14 protein-coding genes and 2 pseudogenes are annotated in these 19,342 nt (G+C 72.0%); 12 read left to right on the top strand and 4 right to left on the bottom strand.

Annotated features, from left to right (window positions below; genetic code table 11):
• Positions 1 to 23 precede the first annotated feature (23 nt).
• The 3 genes and pseudogenes from POF73_RS19675 to POF73_RS19665 all read left to right on the top strand — a co-directional run.
• Complete coding sequence (locus tag POF73_RS19675) at positions 24 to 140, top strand: SapB/AmfS family lanthipeptide (protein WP_272117111.1); 117 nt, start codon at positions 24 to 26, stop codon at positions 138 to 140.
• A 185-nt stretch (positions 141 to 325) separates the two neighbouring features.
• The gene (locus tag POF73_RS19670) at positions 326 to 2,017 is read left to right on the top strand and encodes an ABC transporter ATP-binding protein (RefSeq protein WP_272117108.1); all 1,692 of its coding nucleotides are present in this window, start codon (positions 326 to 328) and stop codon (positions 2,015 to 2,017) included.
• 21 nt (positions 2,018 to 2,038) lie between these two features.
• Positions 2,039 to 3,784: pseudogene (locus POF73_RS19665) on the top strand (ATP-binding cassette domain-containing protein); the annotation flags it as partial.
• A 279-nt stretch (positions 3,785 to 4,063) separates the two neighbouring features.
• Here the strand turns inward: POF73_RS19665 and POF73_RS19660 are convergent.
• Positions 4,064 to 4,672 carry a response regulator transcription factor gene (locus POF73_RS19660; RefSeq protein WP_272117105.1) on the bottom strand — a complete coding sequence of 203 codons (609 nt, stop codon included), beginning with the start codon at positions 4,670 to 4,672 and terminating at the stop codon, positions 4,064 to 4,066.
• A 353-nt stretch (positions 4,673 to 5,025) separates the two neighbouring features.
• On the opposite strand from POF73_RS19660, the gene POF73_RS19655 reads away from it, so the two are divergent.
• Entirely contained in the window at positions 5,026 to 7,176 is a 2,151-nt protein-coding gene (locus tag POF73_RS19655) for a SpoIIE family protein phosphatase (protein ID WP_272117300.1), read from the top strand.
• 343 nt (positions 7,177 to 7,519) lie between these two features.
• Here the strand turns inward: POF73_RS19655 and POF73_RS19650 are convergent, their stop codons facing one another.
• Positions 7,520 to 8,863: a S1 family peptidase gene (locus tag POF73_RS19650; RefSeq protein ID WP_272117103.1), complete on the bottom strand. Its 1,344-nt coding sequence runs from the start codon at positions 8,861 to 8,863 to the stop codon at positions 7,520 to 7,522.
• A gap of 188 nt (positions 8,864 to 9,051) precedes the next feature.
• On the opposite strand from POF73_RS19650, the gene POF73_RS19645 reads away from it, so the two are divergent.
• The 6 genes from POF73_RS19645 to POF73_RS19620 all read left to right on the top strand — a co-directional run bounded on the left by POF73_RS19645 (position 9,052) and on the right by POF73_RS19620 (position 17,895).
• Positions 9,052 to 9,465, top strand: a complete 414-nt coding sequence (locus POF73_RS19645; RefSeq protein WP_272117101.1) for a PaaI family thioesterase — start codon at positions 9,052 to 9,054, stop codon at positions 9,463 to 9,465.
• Between the two features lie 476 nt (positions 9,466 to 9,941).
• Positions 9,942 to 10,157 carry a hypothetical protein gene (locus tag POF73_RS19640; RefSeq protein WP_030052098.1) on the top strand — a complete coding sequence of 72 codons (216 nt, stop codon included), beginning with the start codon at positions 9,942 to 9,944 and terminating at the stop codon, positions 10,155 to 10,157.
• A gap of 140 nt (positions 10,158 to 10,297) precedes the next feature.
• Entirely contained in the window at positions 10,298 to 11,104 is an 807-nt protein-coding gene (locus POF73_RS19635; RefSeq protein ID WP_272117096.1) for an HlyD family efflux transporter periplasmic adaptor subunit, read from the top strand.
• On the top strand, positions 11,101 to 13,323 hold the full coding sequence (locus tag POF73_RS19630; RefSeq protein ID WP_272117094.1) for an NHLP family bacteriocin export ABC transporter peptidase/permease/ATPase subunit: 2,223 nt from the start codon (positions 11,101 to 11,103) through the stop codon (positions 13,321 to 13,323). Before POF73_RS19635 ends, POF73_RS19630 begins: the two co-directional genes overlap by 4 nt.
• A gap of 1 nt (position 13,324) precedes the next feature.
• Positions 13,325 to 16,141, top strand: a complete 2,817-nt coding sequence (locus tag POF73_RS19625; RefSeq protein WP_272117092.1) for an NHLP bacteriocin export ABC transporter permease/ATPase subunit — start codon at positions 13,325 to 13,327, stop codon at positions 16,139 to 16,141.
• Positions 16,142 to 16,386: 245 nt separating this feature from the next.
• Positions 16,387 to 17,895, top strand: coding sequence for an alpha/beta fold hydrolase (locus POF73_RS19620; RefSeq protein ID WP_272117090.1), 1,509 nt, complete (start codon positions 16,387 to 16,389; stop codon positions 17,893 to 17,895).
• Between the two features lie 6 nt (positions 17,896 to 17,901).
• Here the strand turns inward: POF73_RS19620 and POF73_RS19615 are convergent, their stop codons facing one another.
• Positions 17,902 to 18,432, bottom strand: a complete 531-nt coding sequence (locus POF73_RS19615) for an SRPBCC family protein (RefSeq protein ID WP_272117087.1) — start codon at positions 18,430 to 18,432, stop codon at positions 17,902 to 17,904.
• A gap of 111 nt (positions 18,433 to 18,543) precedes the next feature.
• A pseudogene (locus POF73_RS19610) lies at positions 18,544 to 18,855 on the bottom strand (ArsR/SmtB family transcription factor); the annotation flags it as partial.
• A gap of 135 nt (positions 18,856 to 18,990) precedes the next feature.
• Between POF73_RS19610 and POF73_RS19605 the strand changes: the two are divergent.
• Together POF73_RS19605 and POF73_RS46265 are read left to right on the top strand one after the other, a co-directional pair.
• Entirely contained in the window at positions 18,991 to 19,245 is a 255-nt protein-coding gene (locus POF73_RS19605; RefSeq protein WP_272117083.1) for a hypothetical protein, read from the top strand.
• Positions 19,221 to 19,301, top strand: a complete 81-nt coding sequence (locus POF73_RS46265; RefSeq protein ID WP_443049563.1) for an aldehyde dehydrogenase family protein — start codon at positions 19,221 to 19,223, stop codon at positions 19,299 to 19,301. Before POF73_RS19605 ends, POF73_RS46265 begins: the two co-directional genes overlap by 25 nt.
• Positions 19,302 to 19,342 lie beyond the last annotated feature (41 nt).

The raw sequence follows: 19,342 nt of genomic DNA, 5'->3' as shown, positions 1-19,342 counted from the left end.
ACGACACCGAAGGAGGAAACAACATGGCACTGCTCGACCTGCAGGCGATGGAGTCCGAGGAGCGCACCGAAGGCGGCGGCCCCAGCACCCTCAGCCTGCTGTCCTGCGTCAGCGCGGCCAGCGTGACGCTCTGTCTCTGACCAGCGCCGTGCGCCCATGACTCCGGGCGGTCCACTCCCCCGAGGGAGGGGCCGCCCGGGGTCCTGCACACGGCCCGCCGCACACCGAGGTCTTTTCACCGGCTCTGATCCGTTCACCGGCTCTGAGCTCTGATCTGTTCACCGGCTCTGAGGGGCACAGCCGTATGTCTGAGGGGCGCAGTCGTATGACCGATGCCGTCAGGACGCTGCCCGGGCCGCTCGGTCCGGCCCCCGCCCGCTGTCTGACCCTGTGCCTGGTGAGCACCGCCGCGACCGCGGCCGGTCTGCTGCTGCCCGCCGCGCTGGGCCACACCCTGGACCTGCTGCTGACGCGGACCCCGGCGACCCGATGGGTGCTGTACTGCGCCGCGATCGTCGTGCTGCTCGCCCTGCTCGACGCGTGCGAGACCGTGCTGGGCGGGACGGTCGACGCCCGCACCACCGCCTGGCTGCGGGGACGTATGACCGGGCATGTCCTGGCCGTCGGCCCGCGTGCCGCCGCCCGGTTCGGACCCGGCGATCTCGTCGCCCGCCTCGTCGGCAACGCCGCCCAGGCCGGCACGGCTCCCACCGCCCGCGCGGCCCTGCTCGCCGCCCTCGCCGGTCCGGTCGGCGGCATCGTCGCCCTCGCCCTGATCGACCCGTGGCTCGCGGCCGTACTGCTGGCCGGAGCACCGGTCCTGGCCCTGCTGTTGAGGGCTTTCGCCCGTGACACCAGGGACTGCGTGGAGGGCTACCAGCGGGCGCAGGGTCGGATCGCGCAGGCGCTCTCGGAGGCCGTCCGCGGACATCGCACCATCGAGGCGGCGGGTACGGCGGACCGGGAGACGGCACGGATCCTGCGGCCGTTGCCCGAACTGTCCGCGGCCGGGCACCGGATGTGGCGGGTGCAGGGGCTTGCCGCGGGCCGGTCGGTGGCCGTGGCGCCGCTGCTCCAGCTCGGCGTCGTCGCCGTGGCCGGGGTGCTGCTGGCCCGGCACCGGCTGAGCGTGGGCGAGGTGCTCGCGGCCTCCCGGTACGCGGTCCTCGCCACCGGGGTCGGCGTGCTGGTCGCCCATCTCGCCGGGCTGGCCCGGGCCCGCGCGGCCACGGGGCGCCTGCACGAGGTCCTCGCGGAGCCCGCCCCCGGCTACGGCGAACGCGGACTGCCGCCGGGGCAGGGCCGACTGGAGCTGCGCGGGGTGACCGCCCGGCGCGGCGAGCGCGCGGTACTCGACGGAGTCGACCTGGTGGTGCCCGGCGGGACGACGCTGGCCGTCGTGGGCCTGTCCGGCGCCGGCAAGTCGCTGCTCGCCGCGATCGCCGGACGGCTGGCCGAGCCGGACGCCGGAGACGTGCTGCTGGACGGGGTGCCGCTGCGTGAGCTCACCCACGACGCCCTGCGCCGCGCCGTCGGCCACGCCTTCGAGCGCCCCGCACTGCTGGGCGGCACCGTCGAGGAGGAGATCGGCCTCGCCCTGCCGTCCCCCTCCCCGGCCCGCGTCCGGGAGGCGGCGCGCACGGCCCACGCGGACGACTTCGTGCGCCGTCTGCCCCAGGGGTACGCCACCCCCGTCGCCGACGCCCCGCGCTCCGGCGGGGAATCCCAACGCCTCGGCCTGGCCCGGGCGTTCGCCCACGGCGGCCGCCTGCTGATCCTCGACGACGCCCTCTCCAGCCTCGACACGGTGACCGAGGCCCGTATCACCGCGACCCTCGTCAACGACGGCAAACACGACGGCACCCGCCTCCTGATCGCCCACCGCGCCACCACGGCCGCCCGCGCGGACGCGGTGGCCTGGCTGGACGGGGGGCGGGTGCGGGCGGTGGGACGGCACGCGGAGCTGTGGGAGATGCCGGAGTACCGGGCGGTGTTCGCGGACGGGGAGGGGTCGTGACCGGGGCGGGAGGGGGCCGCCATGGTCGAAAGGCCCGGCCGAGGCGGTCGGAGGGGCCGCCATGACCAAGCGGATGACCGAAGCGGTCGGTCGGAAAGCAGCCATGACCAGGGACATGACCGAACCGAGCGGGAAGCAGCCATGGGCAAGGGTGTGACCGAGGGCATCCACCGACGCGGCCTGCGATTCCTGCGGGAGCGGTGGCCGGTCGTGCTGCGGCTCGGTGGCTGGTCCGTGCTGGAGACCGGGCAGACCTTCCTCACCGGGTACGCGCTGGCCCGTGCCCTGGACGACGGGTTCCTGGCCGGGCGCCCCGGGACCGGGCTCGGCTGGCTCGGGTTGGCCGGACTCGGGGTGCTCGTCGGGGCGTACGGCACCGTGCGGGTGTACGGCGCGGTCGCCGCCCTCGCGGAACCGCTCCGGGACCGGCTGGTGACGCGGGTCGTCGCGCGCGGGGTGCGGGAGGCGGATGCCGGGTCGCTGTCCGGGCTGACCCAGCAGGTGGAGATCGCGCGGGACACCTTCGCCGGGCTGGTGATGGTGTCGCGTTCGTTCGTGTTCACGGCGGTCGGTGCCGTCGTGGGACTGGTGTCACTCGACCCGCTGCTCCTGCTGGTCGTGGGGCCGCCGCTCGCCGCCGGTCTGGGCCTGTTCGCGGGGACGCTGCGGCCGCTGGCCCGCCAGCAGGAGGCGTTCCTCGTCGCCGACGAGGCGCTGGCCGACGGGCTCGGCGCCGTCTGCCCGGGACTGCGGGACATCACCGCGGCCGGGGCCGAGGAACGGGTCGCCGCCGCCACGCGGAGCCGCGTCGACGCCGAGCTGCGAGCCGCGTGTTCCCTCGCGCACTGGGGCGTCCTGCGCGTGGCCTCGCTCGCGCTCGGCGGCCAACTCCCTATCGTCCTGCTCCTCGCCTGCGCGCCCTGGCTGCTGGATCACGGCGTCACCCCCGGCGCGCTGGTGGGCGCCCTCGCCTACGTCACCCAGTCCCTGCTGCCCGCCTTGCGCAACCTGGTCCACGGCCTGGGCACCAGCGGCTCGCGTCTGGCGGTGGTGTTGCGACGGCTGACCCGCGAGGCGTCCTCCGGGGCCGGGGCGGAGATCAAAGCGGGTGATTCGTTCGAAGGCGTCGCGGCCGGGGCAGGTGGGGAGACCGGGGCCGGTACGGGCGGCAGGGCCGGCGCAGAGGGTACGGCCGGCAGGAGAGGCGCGACCGGCGCGGAAGCCGGGACCGCCCCGTCCCGGGCCCCGGATCCGGCATCGGCGTCAGCGCCAGCCCCGGCATCGGCCCCGGCATCGGCATCGGCATCGGCATCGGCATGCGAAGCGCCCTCCACCCCGCCCGTCGTCTCCCTCACATCCGTCACCTTCGCCTACGGCCCCGCCGCCACCCCTGTCATCGACGACCTGGATCTCACCCTCCCGCCCGGCACCCACCTGGCCGTCGTAGGTCCGAGCGGTATCGGGAAGTCAACGCTCACCGCGCTGGTCGCCGGGCTGCTGGAACCGGGGCGCGGCACCGTCCGGGTGTGCGGGCACCCAGTGCCCGGGCCGCAGGCCGCCGCGTTGCGGGTGCTCATCCCGCAGGAGGCGTACGTGTTCACCGGCACGCTCGCCGAGAACCTCGGGCTGCTGCGGCCGGACCCGGTGCCCGAGGCGGAGCTGCTCGCCGCGGCCCAGGACGTGGGGCTGCTGCCGGTGCTCGAAGCGCTCGGCGGGCCGGACGCGCCGGTCGATCCGGCGGCGCTCTCCGCCGGCGAGCGGCAGCTCGTCGCGTTGACGCGGGCCTATCTGTCGCACGCGCCGCTCGCCCTGCTCGACGAGGCGACCTGCCATCTGGACGCGGGGGCCGAGGAGCGCGCGGAGCGGGCCTTCGCGGACCGGCCGGGCGGCACGCTGGTGGTCGTCGCGCACCGCATCAGCTCGGCACGCCGCGCCGAACGGGTGCTGATGATGGACGGCCGGCGCACGGCGTACGGCACCCACGACGCACTCCTGCGCCGCTCGGCGTCGTACCGGGAGCTCGTGGGCGGCTGGACGGCCGTGCCGTCACAGCCAGCCCTCGCCCTGCGAGATCCGGATCGCGTCGATGCGGTTGCGGGCACCGGTCTTGCGGGTGATGGCGGCCATGTAGTTGCGCACCGTCCCGTGGGACAGGTGCAGACTCCGCGCGATCTCCGCCACCGAGGCTCCCTCGGCGGCGAGTGATAACACGCTCAGCTCCCGCCGGGTCAGCGGCATCTCGGCGGCCTTGAGGAAGCCGAAGCCCAGCGAGTCGTCGATGAAACGTTCCCCCGCGGCGACCCGCCGGATTCCGTGCACGAGGTTCTCGGGCGAGCCCTCCTTGTCGACGTAGCCGAGCGCACCGGCCTCGGCGGCCCGCTTCAGCAGGCCCGGTCTGTGCGCGCCGGCCAGCACGAGGAGCCGTGGCGGGGTCCGGCCCGGCTCGGGGACGCAGAGGTCACCCAGCGGCGGGATGCCGTAGGCGTCCGTGCAGTCGAGGTCGGCCGCGCAGACGTCCGGTCGCACAGATCGGAGACGGCCTGCCGCGCTGCGCCACGAGGCGTCGAACACCCTGAGGTCCGGCTCCCGCCGCAGCCACTCCGCCAGGACCGACCTGACCAGACACGTGTCGTGCACCAGAAGCACCCGGATCAATTCCCCACCCTTCCACTCGCCCTACACCGGTTCCGTGGTGAAGAGCGCGTGCCCCATTGTTCGCGCCCGGCACCGCCACGGGGCGCGAAGAATCGGCCATCAGGGTGCGCGGGGGCGCACGTGCGGCGCCCGCACGCTGTCTCGCGCTTCGACTGCGGGGGCATGCTCCGGGGCCGACGGGGTACACGGCGGATCTCGCCCTGCCGCGGGTACCCCTGTGCCGGGTCACGCGCCTGCGGGATCGTGTGGTGCGCTCGCCGTGCGCGAACAGGCGTGAGGGGGCAGATTTGAGCCCTGAGGCCCCTGCGCGCGTGAGCGGCTCGGGTCGCCTCGGGGCGGGCCCGGGCGAGGAGGTGGTCGGCGTGTCCGACGGGCAGACGCCCGCCCAGGCAACGGCGGCCGCGCGGACCCGGGTCGGCCGGCCGCTGCTGTCGCTGGCGCTGGCCTCGATGATGGACGAGGTGCACGCGCACTCCGGTGCCGTGTATCTGCTGGCCGCCGAAGAACCCGTACTGGAGATGGCGGTGATGGCGGGCCTGCCCAGGGCGTTCGCGGCGCCGTGGGAGCGGGTGGGGCTGAGCGCGCCGATCCCGGTGGCCGAAGCCGTACGTGAACGGCGGCTGGTCTGGGTCGGGGGCGAGGAGGACATGGCGGCCCGGTATCCGCGGATCGCCGTCGTCCTGCCCTATCCGTTCGCGCTGGCCGCGCTGCCCGTGGCCACCGAGTCCACCGCGTACGGCGCGATCTTCGTGACCTGGCCGGGTTCGCATCCCCCGGAGCTCTCGGACCGCGACCAGGAGCATCTGAGGGCGGCCTGCCGACGGCTCGCGGTGCGGCTGGAACGCGCCATGGAGGACAGCCGTCCGCCGCTGCCGGAGCCAGATCTGCTGGCCGGCCCGGCGTTCAGCGGCGCGGCCGGAACGCTCGGCACGGTGGAGGCGGCGCGGATGGTGGCGCGGCTGCCGTACGGGCTGTGCTCGCTCGATCTGCACGGTCGGGTCAGTTTCGCCAACCCGGTGGCGGCCGAGCTGATCGGTGTCCCGGCCAGCCGGCTGCTCGGCAACCAGCTGTGGGCGTCGGTGCCCTGGCTGAACGACCCGGTGTACGAGGACCGTTACCGGGCCGCGCTGATGAGCCAGCAGTCCACGTCGTTCGTGGCCCTGCGCCCGCCCGGCGACTGGCTGTCGTTCCGTATGTATCCGAGCACCACCGGCCTGAGCGTGCGCATCAGCAGGGCCCGCGCGGTGGCCGAGATGGGGCGCGGCGGGCCCCGGACGGGCGACACGCCGGCCCGGCTGGTGACGATCTCGCAGGTGCTGAGCCTGGCCGGCGCGCTCACCGAGGCGGCCGGCGTGCAGGACGTGGTGCAGCTGGTCGCGGACGAGATCGTCCCGGCCGTCGGCAGCCAGGCGCTGGTCGTCCTGGGGTCACAGGCGGGGCGGCTGCATGTGCTGGGGCACCGCGGCTATCCGGATGCGCGGGTCGTCGAGCGGTTCGACGGGATGCCGTTGACGGAGCGGACCCCGGGCGCCAATGCGCTCACCACCGGCGTACCGGCGTTCTTCGAGTCCCAGCAGGACCTGGAGCGTCTGTATCCGACGCGGCACGCGACCCCCGACGGCTTCGCGGCCTGGGCGTATCTGCCGCTGATCGCCTCCGGCCGGCCGGTCGGCACCTGTGTGTTCGCCTACGCCGAGCCGCATCCCTTCCCGGCGGACGAACGCGCGGTCCTGACCAGTCTGGGCGGGCTGATCGCGCAGGCGCTGGAGCGGGCCCAGCTGTACGACGCCAAGCACCAGCTGGCGCACGGACTCCAGTCCGCCCTGCTCCCCCACTCGCTGCCGGAACTGCCCGGCATCGACGCGGCCGCGCGCTATCTGCCCGCCACGCAGGGCATGGAGATCGGCGGCGACTTCTACGACCTGGTGCCGACGGAGCAGGGGCTGACGGCGGCGGTGATCGGGGACGTGCAGGGCCACAACGTCACCGCGGCCGGCCTGATGGGCCAGCTCCGCACCGCCGTACGGGCGTACACGACCGTCGGCCAGGCCCCCGAGGAGGTCATGCGCAGCACCAACCGGCTGCTGCTCGACCTCGGTGCGGACCTGTTCGCCAGCTGTCTGTATCTGCGCCTCGATCCGGAGCACGGGCGGGCGGTGATGGCCCGCGCCGGGCATCCTCCGCCGCTGCTGAGACGGCCCGACGGACGGGTACGGGTGCTCGACCTCGCCGGCGGCCCGCTGCTCGGCATCGAGGGCTCGCCCGTCTATCCGACGACCGAGGTCGACCTCGCGCCCGGCTCCGTGCTCGTCCTCTACACCGACGGGCTGATCGAGTCGCCCGGCGTCGACATCGAGGACGCGCTCGCCGAGCTGGGCAAGGTCCTCACGGAGGCCGGGGAGCGACCTCTGGACGAGCTGGCCGACCTGCTGGTCCAGCACAGTGCGTCGGTGCGGGAGCGGGTCGACGACGTGGCGCTGTTGTTGCTGCGGGCTCGGGGGTGACGGAAAGTCGGCGTGTTGACGGAAAGTCGGCATGTTGCGGGGACCGGGGCGGTCTGTCGGGGTCGGGGGCGGCGTGTTGCTGATGCGGGTCGGCCTGTCGGAAGTGGGGCCGGCGTGTGGTGGGGCGGGGGCCGACGTGTTCGCGCCGGGCCGGCCTGCTGCGGGAGGCGCCGACGTGTTCGGGGCAGGGCCAACCTGTTGTGAGGCGGACCCCACGGCTCTGAAACGGAGCGGTCCGACCCTCCCGCCGGAGGGCCGGACCACGTGCTCGTCCTGATCACTCGGATCCGTGTATCGGTGTCGGCTCCGGAATCACTCGGATCCGTGCGCCGAGGTCAGGGCGTCAGTTGTTCCCGACGCCGTTGCCGACGATCTCGCCGAGGCCGTTGCCCGTGCCGTCGGCGTTGCCGTTCCCGACCCCTTCGCCTGCACCGGCGTCCTGGCCCGCGCCGGCCTCGTCACCGGCGCCGGCCTCATCACCGGCACCGGCACCGGCACCCGCCTCATCGCCCGCGCCCGCTTCATCACCGGCACCGGCCTCGTCACCGGCACCCGCGCCGCCGCCCGCGGCGTCGCCGCCGAGGGTCGCGCCGACCGCTTCCAGGGCGGTGGTCACCGGCTGGAAGAAGGTCTCGCCGCCGGCCGTGCAGTCGCCGCTGCCGCCGGAGGTGAGGCCGATCGCCAGGCCGTCCTGGGTGAACAGGGAGCCGCCGCTGTCGCCGGGCTCGGCACAGACGTCGGTCTGGATGAGCCCGGTGACCGTGCCCTCGGGGTAGTTCACGGTGGCGTCGAGCCCGGTGACCTGGCCGTCGTTCAACCCGGTGGTGCTGCCCATCCGCAGGACCTGCTGACCGACCTCGGCGTCCGCGGCCTGGCTGATCTGGACGGTCTGCTGGCCGACGTTGACCTCGCTGGGCGCCTCGGTCGCCGGGTCGTCGTACTTGACCAGCGCGAAGTCGCCGTCACCGGGGAAGGTGGCCTGGTCGACGGTGGCGATCGGCTGGCCGCCCTCGGTGTCCGACCACTGCTCGGCCGCGACCCCGCAGTGACCCGCGGTCAGGAAGGCGGGGCTGCCGTCGCCCGCGGTGACGTTGAAGCCCGCGGAGCAGCGTGAGCCGCCGGCGAAGATGGCGTCGCCGCCGGAGAGGAAGGTCTTGAAGGTGCCGGCCGACTTCTTCACGGTCGCCATGCCCGTGCCGAGGCTGTCGACGGTCGACTCCAGCTGGTCCCAGTTGTCGCCGGTGACGGTGCTGTCGGCGGTGACGAGGATCTTGTTCGTTCTGGGGTCGACGGCCCACGCGGTGCCCGGGATGGTCGCCTCGGACTTCAGGGTCTGCGCGCCGGACTTGAGCTCGGCCAGGCTGTTCTCGACCTCGCGGACCTTCGCGCCGGCCTTCTTCGCCTGGACGATCACGTTGTTGTCGTCGCCGGGGACGACGTTGACGACGAGCTGCTGGCTCTCGGTGTCGTAGTACGAACCGGCGAAGGCCTCACCGAGCATGCCCGCAAGCTGCGAGGCGAGGTCCGAGGCGGCTGCCGCCTTCAGGGTCTTGGGGGCCGCGGCCTCGTCCGACGCGCCGTCCTGGGAGGCGTTGGCGTTCGGCAACAGGATCGCGGCCGCTCCGAGCGCCACCACGCTGCCCGCGGCTATCGCGGCCTTGCGCTTCGGAATTCGCTTGTGACTCAAACTTCTCGACCTCCTGGAGGACGGGGTCTGTGCCGCCGTTCGTCCGGCAGCTGTTCGGGGCGCCTGGTTGGCAGTGGGTACGCACGGGCCGGGTGGGGCGTTCAATTCCGTTTACGCGCAACCGAGTCGGGACACCGATTCGGCCAACGAGCGCGTCCGAGGGTCCGGCGCCGGGAACAATCCCCCATATGACGATCACCACCGCCGAAGCCGACAAGATCCTCTCCGCCAACTTCGCCCCCTGGGTGCTCCAGCTGGGCCTGTCCGTCGAGGCGGTGGCGGATGACCGCGCGATTCTGCGTCTGCCCTGGTCGGACGCACTGGCCCGGGAGGGCGGCGCGCTGTCGGGCCAGGCGTTGATGGCCGCCGCGGACACCGCGACGGTGATCGCCGTGTCGGCGGCGCGCGGGGCGTACGGGCCCATGACGACGGTGCAGCAGTCGACGTCGTTCCAGCGCGCGGTGACGGGTTCGGATGTCTTGATCGAAGCGGTCGTCACCAAGCTGGGCCGCCGGATGGCCTTCGCCGACATCACGCTGACCGACGAGGCGTCGGGAGAGATCGCGGCCCGCGCGAGCACGGTGTACGCACTTATGGGCTGACACGATCCGCTACCAATCAGTAACGGTCGGTTGAGAATCCCGAGCGGAATCCAGGCTCCAGGGAATCTGCACATTCAATACTCAACGAAGTCACCGTGGGCCGAGCTTCTGCACATGCGAGCTACCGTCGGTCACCCCCCTTAGGCCGGAGTGTCGGATTCGCCACCGCATCGTCCGGAGGGCCGCCGAGCCGATGCAACAGCCCGCCCGAGCCGATGCTGTGACGCATGTGAAGAAGTCACCGCCAAGACGTGCACACATCTGCACGGATCGAGGTCCCTGGGACCAAAGTGCCCTGGTGAGGCCGAAGTTTGATTGGAAGCCCGTACCCGCAGCGTGCTTTGATCCATCGCATCGCAGGGGCCGTGAACGGCTTCCGGAAACGGGCGCCTGGTGCCTGCGGTCGCGGCCGTCATCTGTCCCCAGAGGGGGCCGCTCCCCCTTGTGAAATACCCATTAGGAAGGGAAGTTCCATCATGAACTCCACCCCCCAGGTTGCGACCGTCGAGATCTCCGACGCCGAGCTCGACAACGTCTCCGGCGGCCTGCAGGTCAACGCCGTGAACGGTGCCCTCGACGCTGTCAACGGCATTGCCCCGGTTTCCGGTCTGGTCGACACGGTCGTCGGCACCGTGGAGGGTGTCACCGGCCTGAACACCGCCCCGGTCTCCGGCCTGGTCGCCGGTCTCTGATCGCGCCTTTTGTACCGCTGAGTCCCGGAGCCGTTCCCGGCTCCGGGGCTCTTCGGGTGCCGGAAAACAATTCCGGCACCGCCTCGCAACACGACACGGCCCACGCGCGCCGGTCTCGACTCATCCTCAGGTGAGGTTCCGTGCAGTTCCGCCAACAGGCCCTCGCCAAGCTCCAGTCACCGGAGGAGCTCGACCTTCCGGTGCGCTTCGCCCGCCCCCAGGGCTGGCTGGTCCTCTCCGTGACGGTGGTCGTCATGTCCGCCGCGTCCGTGTGGGCGATGACCGGCTCGGTCACCTCCACCGTCGGTGCGCCCGCCATCCTCACGCACGGCCAGGGCAGCTACGTCCTGCAGAGCCCGGTCGCCGGCCAGGTCACCTCGGTCGTCGCCAAGCAGGGCCAGCGGCTCCCGGCGAACTCCCCCGTGCTGAAGGTCCGTACCGCGCAGGGCGAGACAGTCGTGCGCACGGTCGCCGCGGGCCGGGTCACGGCCCTCGCCGCCACCATCGGGCAGATCATCTCCACCGGCGCGAACGTCGCCGCCGTGGAGAAGGTGGCCCATGCCAAGGACACGCTGTACGCCACGGTGTACGTGCCCGCCGAGAACGCGGCGTCCATCCCCGACAAGGCGGCCGTGGACCTCACCGTCCAGTCTGTGCCGACCCAGGAGTACGGCGTCCTGCGCGGCCATGTGAAGTCGGTGGACCGCTCCGCGCAGTCGGCGCAGCAGATCGCCGCGTTCCTCGGTGACAACCAGTTGGGCGAGCAGTTCACCAAGGACGGCCGGCCGGTCGCCGTACTGGTCGCGCTGGACCGGAAGGCCGGCACCGAGAGCGGCTACAAGTGGTCGTCCGCGGACGGACCGCCGTTCTCCCTGAACTCCATGACCATGGCCGAGGCCTCGATCCGGCTGGCCGATCAGCGTCCCGTCGATTGGCTGCTGCCGTGAGCGCCGCACCGGAGACGCGGAGCAGGCGCCGCGCCGCTCCGCCGAAGCGTCCCGTGCCCAAGGGCAGGGTGAAGACCGTCCGTACGCCCACCGTGCTCCAGATGGAGGCCGTGGAGTGCGGCGCCGCCTCCCTCGCGATGGTGCTCGGCCACTACGGTCGCCATGTCCCGCTGGAGGAGCTGCGCATCGCGTGCGGTGTCTCCCGCGACGGCTCGCGCGCCAGCAATCTGCTCAAAGCGGCCCGCAGCTACGGCCTGACCGCCAAGGGCATGCAGATGGACACGGCCGCCCTCGCCGAGGTGAAGACGCCGGCCGTCCTGTTCTGGGAGTTCAACCACTACGTCGTCTACGACGGCATGGGCCGCCGTTTCGGCCGCCGGGGCGTGTACATAAACGACCCCGCCAAGGGCCGTCGCTTCGTGCCGATGGAGGACTTCGACGGCAGCTTCACCGGCGTCGTCCTGGTCATGGAGCCCGGCGAGGACTTCTCCAAGGGCGGCCGCAAGCCGGGCGTGCTCGGCGCGATGCCGGCCCGGCTGCGCGGCACCGCGGGCACGATGCCCGCCGCCGTCCTGGCGAGCCTCCTGCTGGTGCTGGTCGGCGCGGCGGTGCCCGCGCTGAGCCGCACTTACATCGACATGTTCCTCATCGGCGGCCAGACCTCCCTGCTGGGCGTGCTGTTCGCGTCGATGGGGACCTGTGTCGCGCTCACGGTGGTGCTGACCTGGCTGCAGCAGGCGAATCTGCTGCGCGGCCGCATCATCTCCTCGACCCTGTCCAGCGCCCGCTTCCTGCGGCATCTGCTGCGGCTGCCGGTGACGTTCTTCTCCCAGCGCAGCCCGGCCGACCTGGTGCAGCGGCTCCAGTCGAACGACGCGGTCGCCGAGACGCTGGCCCGTGACCTGGCGGCGGCGGGCGTGGACGCGGTGGTCGTCGTCCTGTACGCGATCCTCCTGTACACCTACGACCCGCAGCTCACGTTCGTCGGCATCGGCGTCGCCCTGCTGAACGTCGTCGCGATGCGGGTCGTGATCCGCCTGCGCGCCACCCGCACCGCGAAGCTGCGCGCGGACAACGCCCGGCTCACCAACACCGCCTACACCGGCCTTCAGCTGATCGAGACGATGAAGGCGACCGGCGGCGAGGACGGCTACTTCCGCAAGTGGGCCGGTCAGCACGCCACCACGCTGGAGGAGCAGCAGCGCCTCGGCGTGCCGAGCGCCTGGCTGGGCGTGGTCGCCCCCATGCTCGCCTCGCTCAACAGTGCCCTCATCCTCTGGATAGGCGGCATGCGCGCGATCGAGGGCGGCATATCCGTCGGCCTGCTGGTCGCCTTCCAGGCCCTGGTCACCCGCTTCACGGCTCCGATCACCCGCCTCAACGGCGTCGCGGGCCGCATCCAGGACTTCGCCGCGGACGTGGCCCGGCTGAAGGACGTGGAGAACTTCGAGGCGGACCCGCTCTACGGCCGCCCCGGCACCGGCGAGTCCACGCGCCGCCTGCACGGCCACGTCGAGCTCCAGAACATCACCTTCGGCTACAGCCCCCTCGACAAACCCCTGCTCACGGGCTTCGACCTGACGGTCGGCCCGGGTCAGCAGGTGGCCCTGGTCGGCGGCTCCGGCAGCGGCAAGTCGACGATCTCCCGGCTGATCTCCGGTCTGTACGCGCCGTGGGAGGGCGTCATCCGCATCGACGACCAGCGCATCGAGGACATCCCGCGCGGCGCGCTCGCGTCCTCCGTCTCCTTCGTCGACCAGGAGGTCTTCCTCTTCGAGGGCACCGTCCGCGACAACGTGGCGCTGTGGGATCCGTCGATCCCGGACGACGCGGTGGTGGACGCGCTGCGCGACGCCGCGCTGTACGACGTGGTGATGCGCCGCCCCGGCGGCATCCACAGCAGGGTCGAGCAGGACGGCCGTAACTTCTCCGGCGGTCAGCGCCAGCGCCTGGAGATCGCCCGGGCGCTGGTGCGCCGCCCCAGCATCCTCGTCCTCGACGAGGTGACGAGCGCGCTGGACGCGGAGACCGAGCAGGTCGTGATGGACAACCTGCGCAAGCGCGGCTGTGCCTGTGTGGTGATCGCGCACCGGCTCAGCACCGTGCGCGACAGCGACGAGATCGTCGTACTCCAGCACGGCACGATCGTGGAGCGCGGGCGGCACGAGGAGCTGGTGGCGCACGGCGGAGCGTACGCGGCACTGGTCAAGGAGCGGTGAGATGACCTCCGTCCACGAGGGTGACCTCGTCCTCAACGCGCTCGGGCAGATGGGCACGCGCATCGACTGCGCCGGTTTCAACCGTCTGGACCTCGAAGGCCCGCAGGTGCTGTGGCTGGTCGCGTCCGGTGCGGTGGACCTGTTCGCGGTCGACGCCGGTCTGCAGGGCCACTGGCACCACCTCGGCCGGCTGGAGGCGGGCTCGCTGTTGCTCGGCCCGGTCGCAGGACCGCAGCACACGCTGGTCGCCCGTCCCCTCAGGGACTGCGTCGTACACCGCATCGGGCTGCGCGAGCTGTACCAGCCCGCGAACACCCAGACCTGGTCCTACGACGAGTACGGCAACCCGCAGTACGTCCCGCCGCAGACGAGCCCCCTGGAGTACGCCCTCGCCCTGGGCGTCGGCCGCAGCCTCTCCATCCTCTTCCAGGCACCGATGGCCACCGAGCGGGCGGCCGAGATCACCGACGACGACGTCTTCTGGATGCAGGTGCCGCCCGGCAGCGTGCAGTACGGCTCGCTGTACGGCGCGGAGGCGGCCGCCGACCTGCTGATGGACCCGGCGGTCTGGCAGTCCATGGTCGACCAGCAGTACCGCCTGCTCACCACGCTGGACCGCTGGATCGAGCAGCTGGAGCGCACCCACGAGAACCGCACGGCCGAGGGCATCAAGGCCGGTGAGGCGGTGCGTGCCCAGGCCGACCGGACGCTGCTGGCGTCCATCGGCAAGCGCAGCGACAAGCGGACGACGGCCGCCGACGCGGACGCCAGTTACGCGGCCTGCAAACTGGTCGCCGAGGCGGCCGGGATCACGCTGGCCGAGCCCGCGCAGAGCGGCACCGAGAGCGACCGGCTCGACCCGGTCGAGCGGGTCGCCATCGCCTCGCGCGTGCGCACCAGGGCGGTCCGGCTGGACGGCCGGTGGTGGCGGGACAACGTCGGACCGCTCGTCGGCCACCGGGCGCTGTCCGGTGCTCCGGTGGCGCTGCTGTGGCGGCGTGGCGGCTATGTCGCCGTCCATCCGGCGACCGGGCGTGAGACGCCGATCGAGAAGGCCAACGCGGAGGAGTTCGAGCCGCGTGCGGTGATGTTCTACCGTCCGCTGCCCGACCGCGCGCTGAGCCCGCTGCGGCTGTTGCGGTTCAGCATGCGGGGCACGGGCGGCGATCTGACGAACCTGCTGATCAGCGGCCTGGTAACGGTCGCGATCGGCGCGCTGGTGCCGATCGCGACCGGCAAGGTGCTCGGCGAGTTCGTGCCGAAGGCGCAGACCGGGCTGATCGTGCAGTTCTGTCTGGCCGTGATGATCAGCAGTGTCGTGGCGGCAGCCTTCATGCTGCTGCAGAACCTGACGATCCTGCGCCTGGAGGGCCGTATCGAGGCGACGCTCCAGCCGGCCCTGTGGGACCGGCTGCTGCGGCTGCCGACGAAGTTCTTCACCGAGCGCTCGACCGGCGAGCTGGCGAGCCAGGCCATGGGCATCAGTGCGATCCGTCGGCTGATGGCCGGGGTCGGCCCCGTCGTCGCCCAGTCGGTGACGGTGGGCGCGATGAACCTGTCGCTGCTGTTCTGGTACAGCGTGCCGATGGCGCTGGCGGCGATCGGCATGCTCGTCGTCATCGCGGCGGTGTTCCTGGGGCTCGGACTGTGGCAGGTGCGCTGGCAGCGGCGGCTGGTGGTGCTCAGCAACAAGCTCAACAACCAGGCGTTCCAGACCCTGCGCGGACTGCCGAAGCTGCGGGTCGCGGCGGCCGAGAACTACGCTTACGCGGCCTGGGCGGACCGGTTCGCGCGCAGCCGTGAGCTCCAGCAGAAGGTGGGGCGGATCAAGAACCTCACCACGGTGCTGGGCGCGGTGTATCTGCCGGTGTGCACGCTGCTGATGTTCATGCTGCTGGCGGGTCCGGCACGCGGGTCGATGTCGGCGGCGGCCTTCCTCACCTTCAACACCTCGGTGACGATGCTGCTGACCTCGGTCACCCAGCTCACCGGCTCGTTCGTGTCGGTGGTGGCGGCGCTGCCGCTGTTCGAGGAGATCAAGCCGGTTCTTGAGGCCACGCCCGAGGTGCGCACGGCCAGCACCCGGCCGGGCCCGCTCACCGGGTCGATCGAGGCGCGCCGGCTGTCCTTCCGGTACTCCGACGACGGCCCCCTGATCCTCGACGACGTGTCCTTCGACGTCCGGCCGGGCGAGTTCGTGGCGATCGTCGGCCCCAGCGGCTGCGGCAAGTCGACCCTGCTCAGACTGCTGATCGGCTTCGACAAGGCGGTCTCGGGCAGTGTCCTGTACGACGGCCAGGACCTGGCGGCGCTCGACCAGTCGGCCGTCCGGCGGCAGTGCGGGGTCGTGCTCCAGCACGCCCAGCCGTTCACCGGGTCCATCCTGGACGTCATCTGCGGTACGGAGCCGTACACGCCGGAGGAGGCGATGGCGGCGGCCGAGATGGCTGGGCTCGCCGAGGACATCAAGCGGATGCCGATGGGGCTGCACACGATCGTCTCGGGCAGCGGGGCGATCTCCGGCGGGCAACGGCAGCGGCTGATGATCGCCCAGGCGTTGATCCGCCGGCCGCGCATCCTCTTCTTCGACGAGGCGACCAGCGCCCTGGACAACGAGACGCAGCGCACGGTCATCGAGTCGACCAAGGCCCTCAACGCCACCCGCATCGTCATCGCGCACCGACTGTCGACGGTTCTGGACGCCGACCGGGTCATCGTGATGGAGGACGGCAAGGTCGCTCAGCAGGGGCCACCCGCGCAGCTCCTCGCGGACACGAGCGGGCGGTTGCACGAGTTGGTGCGGCGGCAGATGGCGTGAGTGCGGCGCCCGGTGGCGTGAGTGGGTGCCGGATGGCGTGAGTGGGGAGCCGTGACAATTCCGGGTCGGCTCAGGGGTCTCGACGGCAACCCCCGAGGCGTCGCCCTGAGGATGGCCCTGACCACGTCCCTGTGCCTTCCCTGATTCCCGTCCTGTTCGGTTGTGCCCCCGAGTGGATCACTGTCACGTTCGATCTTGCGGGTCTCTCCCGCGATCCGTTTCGCAGGACGCTCGGAAGGAACTTCATGCGGCCACTCATCAGGGCGCTCACCGCAGCGCTCACCGCCGGATTACTCGCGGGGGTGTCGACGCCGGGCATGGCGGCGGCACCCGCCGGCTCACCCGACACAAACGCAGCGCCCCGGCAGACGATCGGCTGGAAACCGTGCGCCCAGGACGCCACGGCGGAATGCGGGACCCTGCGTCTGCCCGTCGACTGGGCGCACCCCTCGGGCGGGACGTTCGATCTCGCGGTGGCCCGGCGCAAGGCGACGGATCCGGATCGCCGGGTCGGGGCACTGCTGGTCAACCCGGGTGGACCGGGTGATTCGGGTGTGGACTTCGCGATCACGCGGGCCAGGTCCCACTTCAGCGAGGACATCCAGCAGAGGTTCGACATCGTCGGGTTCGACCCACGGGGTGTCGGCGGCAGCAGTCCGGTGAAGTGCTCCACGGAGCTGCTGGGCCGACGGCCGTCGGCCTACCCCCGCGACCAGGCGCAGTTCGATCGACTCGCCGCGTACAACCGCGCGCTGCGCGAGGACTGCCGACGGCACACCGGTCCGGTCTTCGACCACGCCGACACCTTGAGCGTCGTCCGGGACATGGACGCACTGCGCGGGGCGCTGGGCGAGGAGAAGATCAACTACTTCGGTCACTCCTACGGCACGCTGATCGGCGAGCAGTACGCGGAGGAGTACGGCGACCGCATCCGGTCCATGGCGCTCACCGCGAACATCGACCACAGCCTCGGCACCCGGGAGTTCCTCCTCTCCTCCGCGACCACCGCCGAGGACTCCTTCCACCAGTTCGTGAAGTGGTGCGAGCGCACCGGCTCCTGCGCGCTGCACGGCCGGGACGTCACAGCCGTCTGGGACGGCTTGCTGAAGCGAGCGGACCGAGGGGAGATACACGACCCCGAGAGGCCGGCGCGGCCCCTCACCGCGAACGACATCACCCTGTTCGCCTTCAAGGCGTTCTACGGCCCCGACTGGGCGGACCTGGCCACTTACGTGGCGGGGCTCGACGCGCAGAAACCGACCCGGAAACCGACGCGGCTACGAGCATCCGGGCAGTCCCGGCAGGCGGAGCCGCAGACGAGGGCGGAACCGTTCCACGCGGTCTTCTGCCAGGACTGGCGCATCCGGCCGAAGGACCACCGCGAGTTCGCCGGGCTGACCCGGGCCGAGCTGCGGGCCGCACCGCACATGCGCGGCTCACCTCGTGTGCATGCCGCGGTGGCCGGCTGCGTCGGCTGGCCCGACGAGGTGAACAATCCGCAGCACCGTCTGCGCATCACCGAGGCGCCCAAGATCCTCATGCTGCATTCGCGGCACGACCCGGCGAACAACTTCGCGTGGGCGGCCCATGTGCACCGGCAGACCCGCGGGACGACGGTCCTGCTGCCGTACGAGGGCGCCGGACACAGCGTCTACGGGCGCAGTGACTGCACACGTGGTGCCGTGGACGACTACCTCACGGAGCTGAGGCTCCCGATATCCGGGACCAGTTGCGTCCCGGCCGGGACGGACTGATCACGCTCAGGCGTCCAGGCCCGGGACCGGGGCGCCGGAGGGGACACCGGCGGCCACATAGCCGTCGTAGAGCTCCTTCCAGGGCGCCTCGGCCCCGGCGTGCGGTCCCTCGAAGCGCTCCCCGCGCGCGTGTGCGTCGAGGGCGGTCAGGCAGACCTCCCAGCCGGCGCTGTTGCGGGCGGCGGTGTTCTCGGCGACGAGGACGTTGGTGAGGGTGAAGCGGGTGCGCCCGTCGTCGAGGGGCTCCAGGTCGAAGTGCAGCTCGTCGCCGCCCCACTCGAAGGACAGGTGCCGGGGTTCGTCGACGGCGATCACGCGGCCCGTGGAGTCCTCCATGTTCGGGTCGCCGCCGAACTTGATCTCGCCGCCGGGGCGCAGGTCGATGTCGGCGCGGGAGGGGAACCAGTGGGCCAGTTCGTCGGCGTCGGTCACGAACTGCCAGACGCGCTCGACGGGGTGGTGGTAGGTACGGGAGAAGCGGACGGCCGGGCGGCCGTCGTCCAAGGTCAGATAGGTGCCGGTGAGGTCGGCGGTCATGGCTGATCAGTCCTTCGTGATGGGTCCCTTGTGGTCGGCGGGTCCCTCGGGGTCGCCCGAGGTGTCGCCGTCCAGGGTGTCGTCGTCCGATGTGCCGTCCGACGTGGCGCCCGACGCCTCGTCGAGGCGGTGGCCCAGGGCGTCCAGGCTGCGGTTCCATAGCTTGCGGTACGGGGCGAGCCAGACGTCGAGTTCGGCGATGGGGGCGGGATCCAGGGCGTAGACGCGGCGTTGGGCCTCCTGCCGCACCCGCACCAGGCCCGCCTCCCGCAGCACCTTCAGATGCTTCGACGTGCTCGGCTGGCTCAGCCCGCATGCCTCCACGATCTCCCCCACGGGCCGCGGCCGCTCCAGGAGCAGCGCGACGATGGCTCGCCGGTGGCGATCTGCGAGGGCACTCCAGAGGGAGGCGTCGTCGGACATGAGACCAATATGCCTCGACGGTTATATGCCCGTCAAGGAATACACGACCTCTGCGACCGTCTGCCGATCTCCCGGACAGGGGATCGGTCCGTCAGTCCGTCGGCACCGCCGCCGGCAGGGTGGGGCGCCGGTTGCGTGGAGGGCGCCGTCCGCGGCGGCCGCGCCGCCGAGGCGGTGACCCGCGTCGGAGTCGCCGACACGGACACGCCGCGGGCCCTGTTCCTCGCGGACGAACTGCCCTCGATCGTGGACGTGTTGTGGCACTTCGCCGGAGCCGCCCGCGATCTGCCGGGTGCCACGGCGGCCGAGTACACGCCGGGCCGCGCCTCCGTCCGGCGCCGGGAGCCGGTCGGGGCTGTGCGCAGATCACGCCGTGGAACCACCCGCTGATGATGGCCGTATGGAAGATCGCCCCGGCGCTCGCGCCGACAACACCGTCGTGCTGAAACCGTCCGACACGACGCCGTCGTCGGCGGTGCTCCTGGCC

Origin of the sequence: Streptomyces sp. HD (assembly GCF_028369295.1) — a bacterium.
In the GTDB taxonomy this organism is placed as follows: domain Bacteria; phylum Actinomycetota; class Actinomycetes; order Streptomycetales; family Streptomycetaceae; genus Streptomyces.
The sequence above is the reverse complement of the archived record's forward strand: the minus strand, read 5'-3'. Positions and strand labels throughout refer to the sequence as shown.

Excerpts from the sequence above, each read along its gene's own strand:
- POF73_RS19670 (WP_272117108.1), top strand. The coding sequence starts at position 326 with ATGACCGATGCCGTCAGGACGCTGCCCGGGCCGCTCGGTCCGGCCCCC.
- POF73_RS19615 (WP_272117087.1), bottom strand. The coding sequence starts at position 18,432 with ATGACCGCCGACCTCACCGGCACCTATCTGACCTTGGACGACGGCCGC.
- POF73_RS19620 (WP_272117090.1), top strand. The coding sequence starts at position 16,387 with ATGCGGCCACTCATCAGGGCGCTCACCGCAGCGCTCACCGCCGGATTA.
- POF73_RS19645 (WP_272117101.1), top strand. The coding sequence starts at position 9,052 with ATGACGATCACCACCGCCGAAGCCGACAAGATCCTCTCCGCCAACTTC.
- POF73_RS19675 (WP_272117111.1), top strand. The coding sequence starts at position 24 with ATGGCACTGCTCGACCTGCAGGCGATGGAGTCCGAGGAGCGCACCGAA.
- POF73_RS19625 (WP_272117092.1), top strand. The coding sequence starts at position 13,325 with ATGACCTCCGTCCACGAGGGTGACCTCGTCCTCAACGCGCTCGGGCAG.
- POF73_RS19640 (WP_030052098.1), top strand. The coding sequence starts at position 9,942 with ATGAACTCCACCCCCCAGGTTGCGACCGTCGAGATCTCCGACGCCGAG.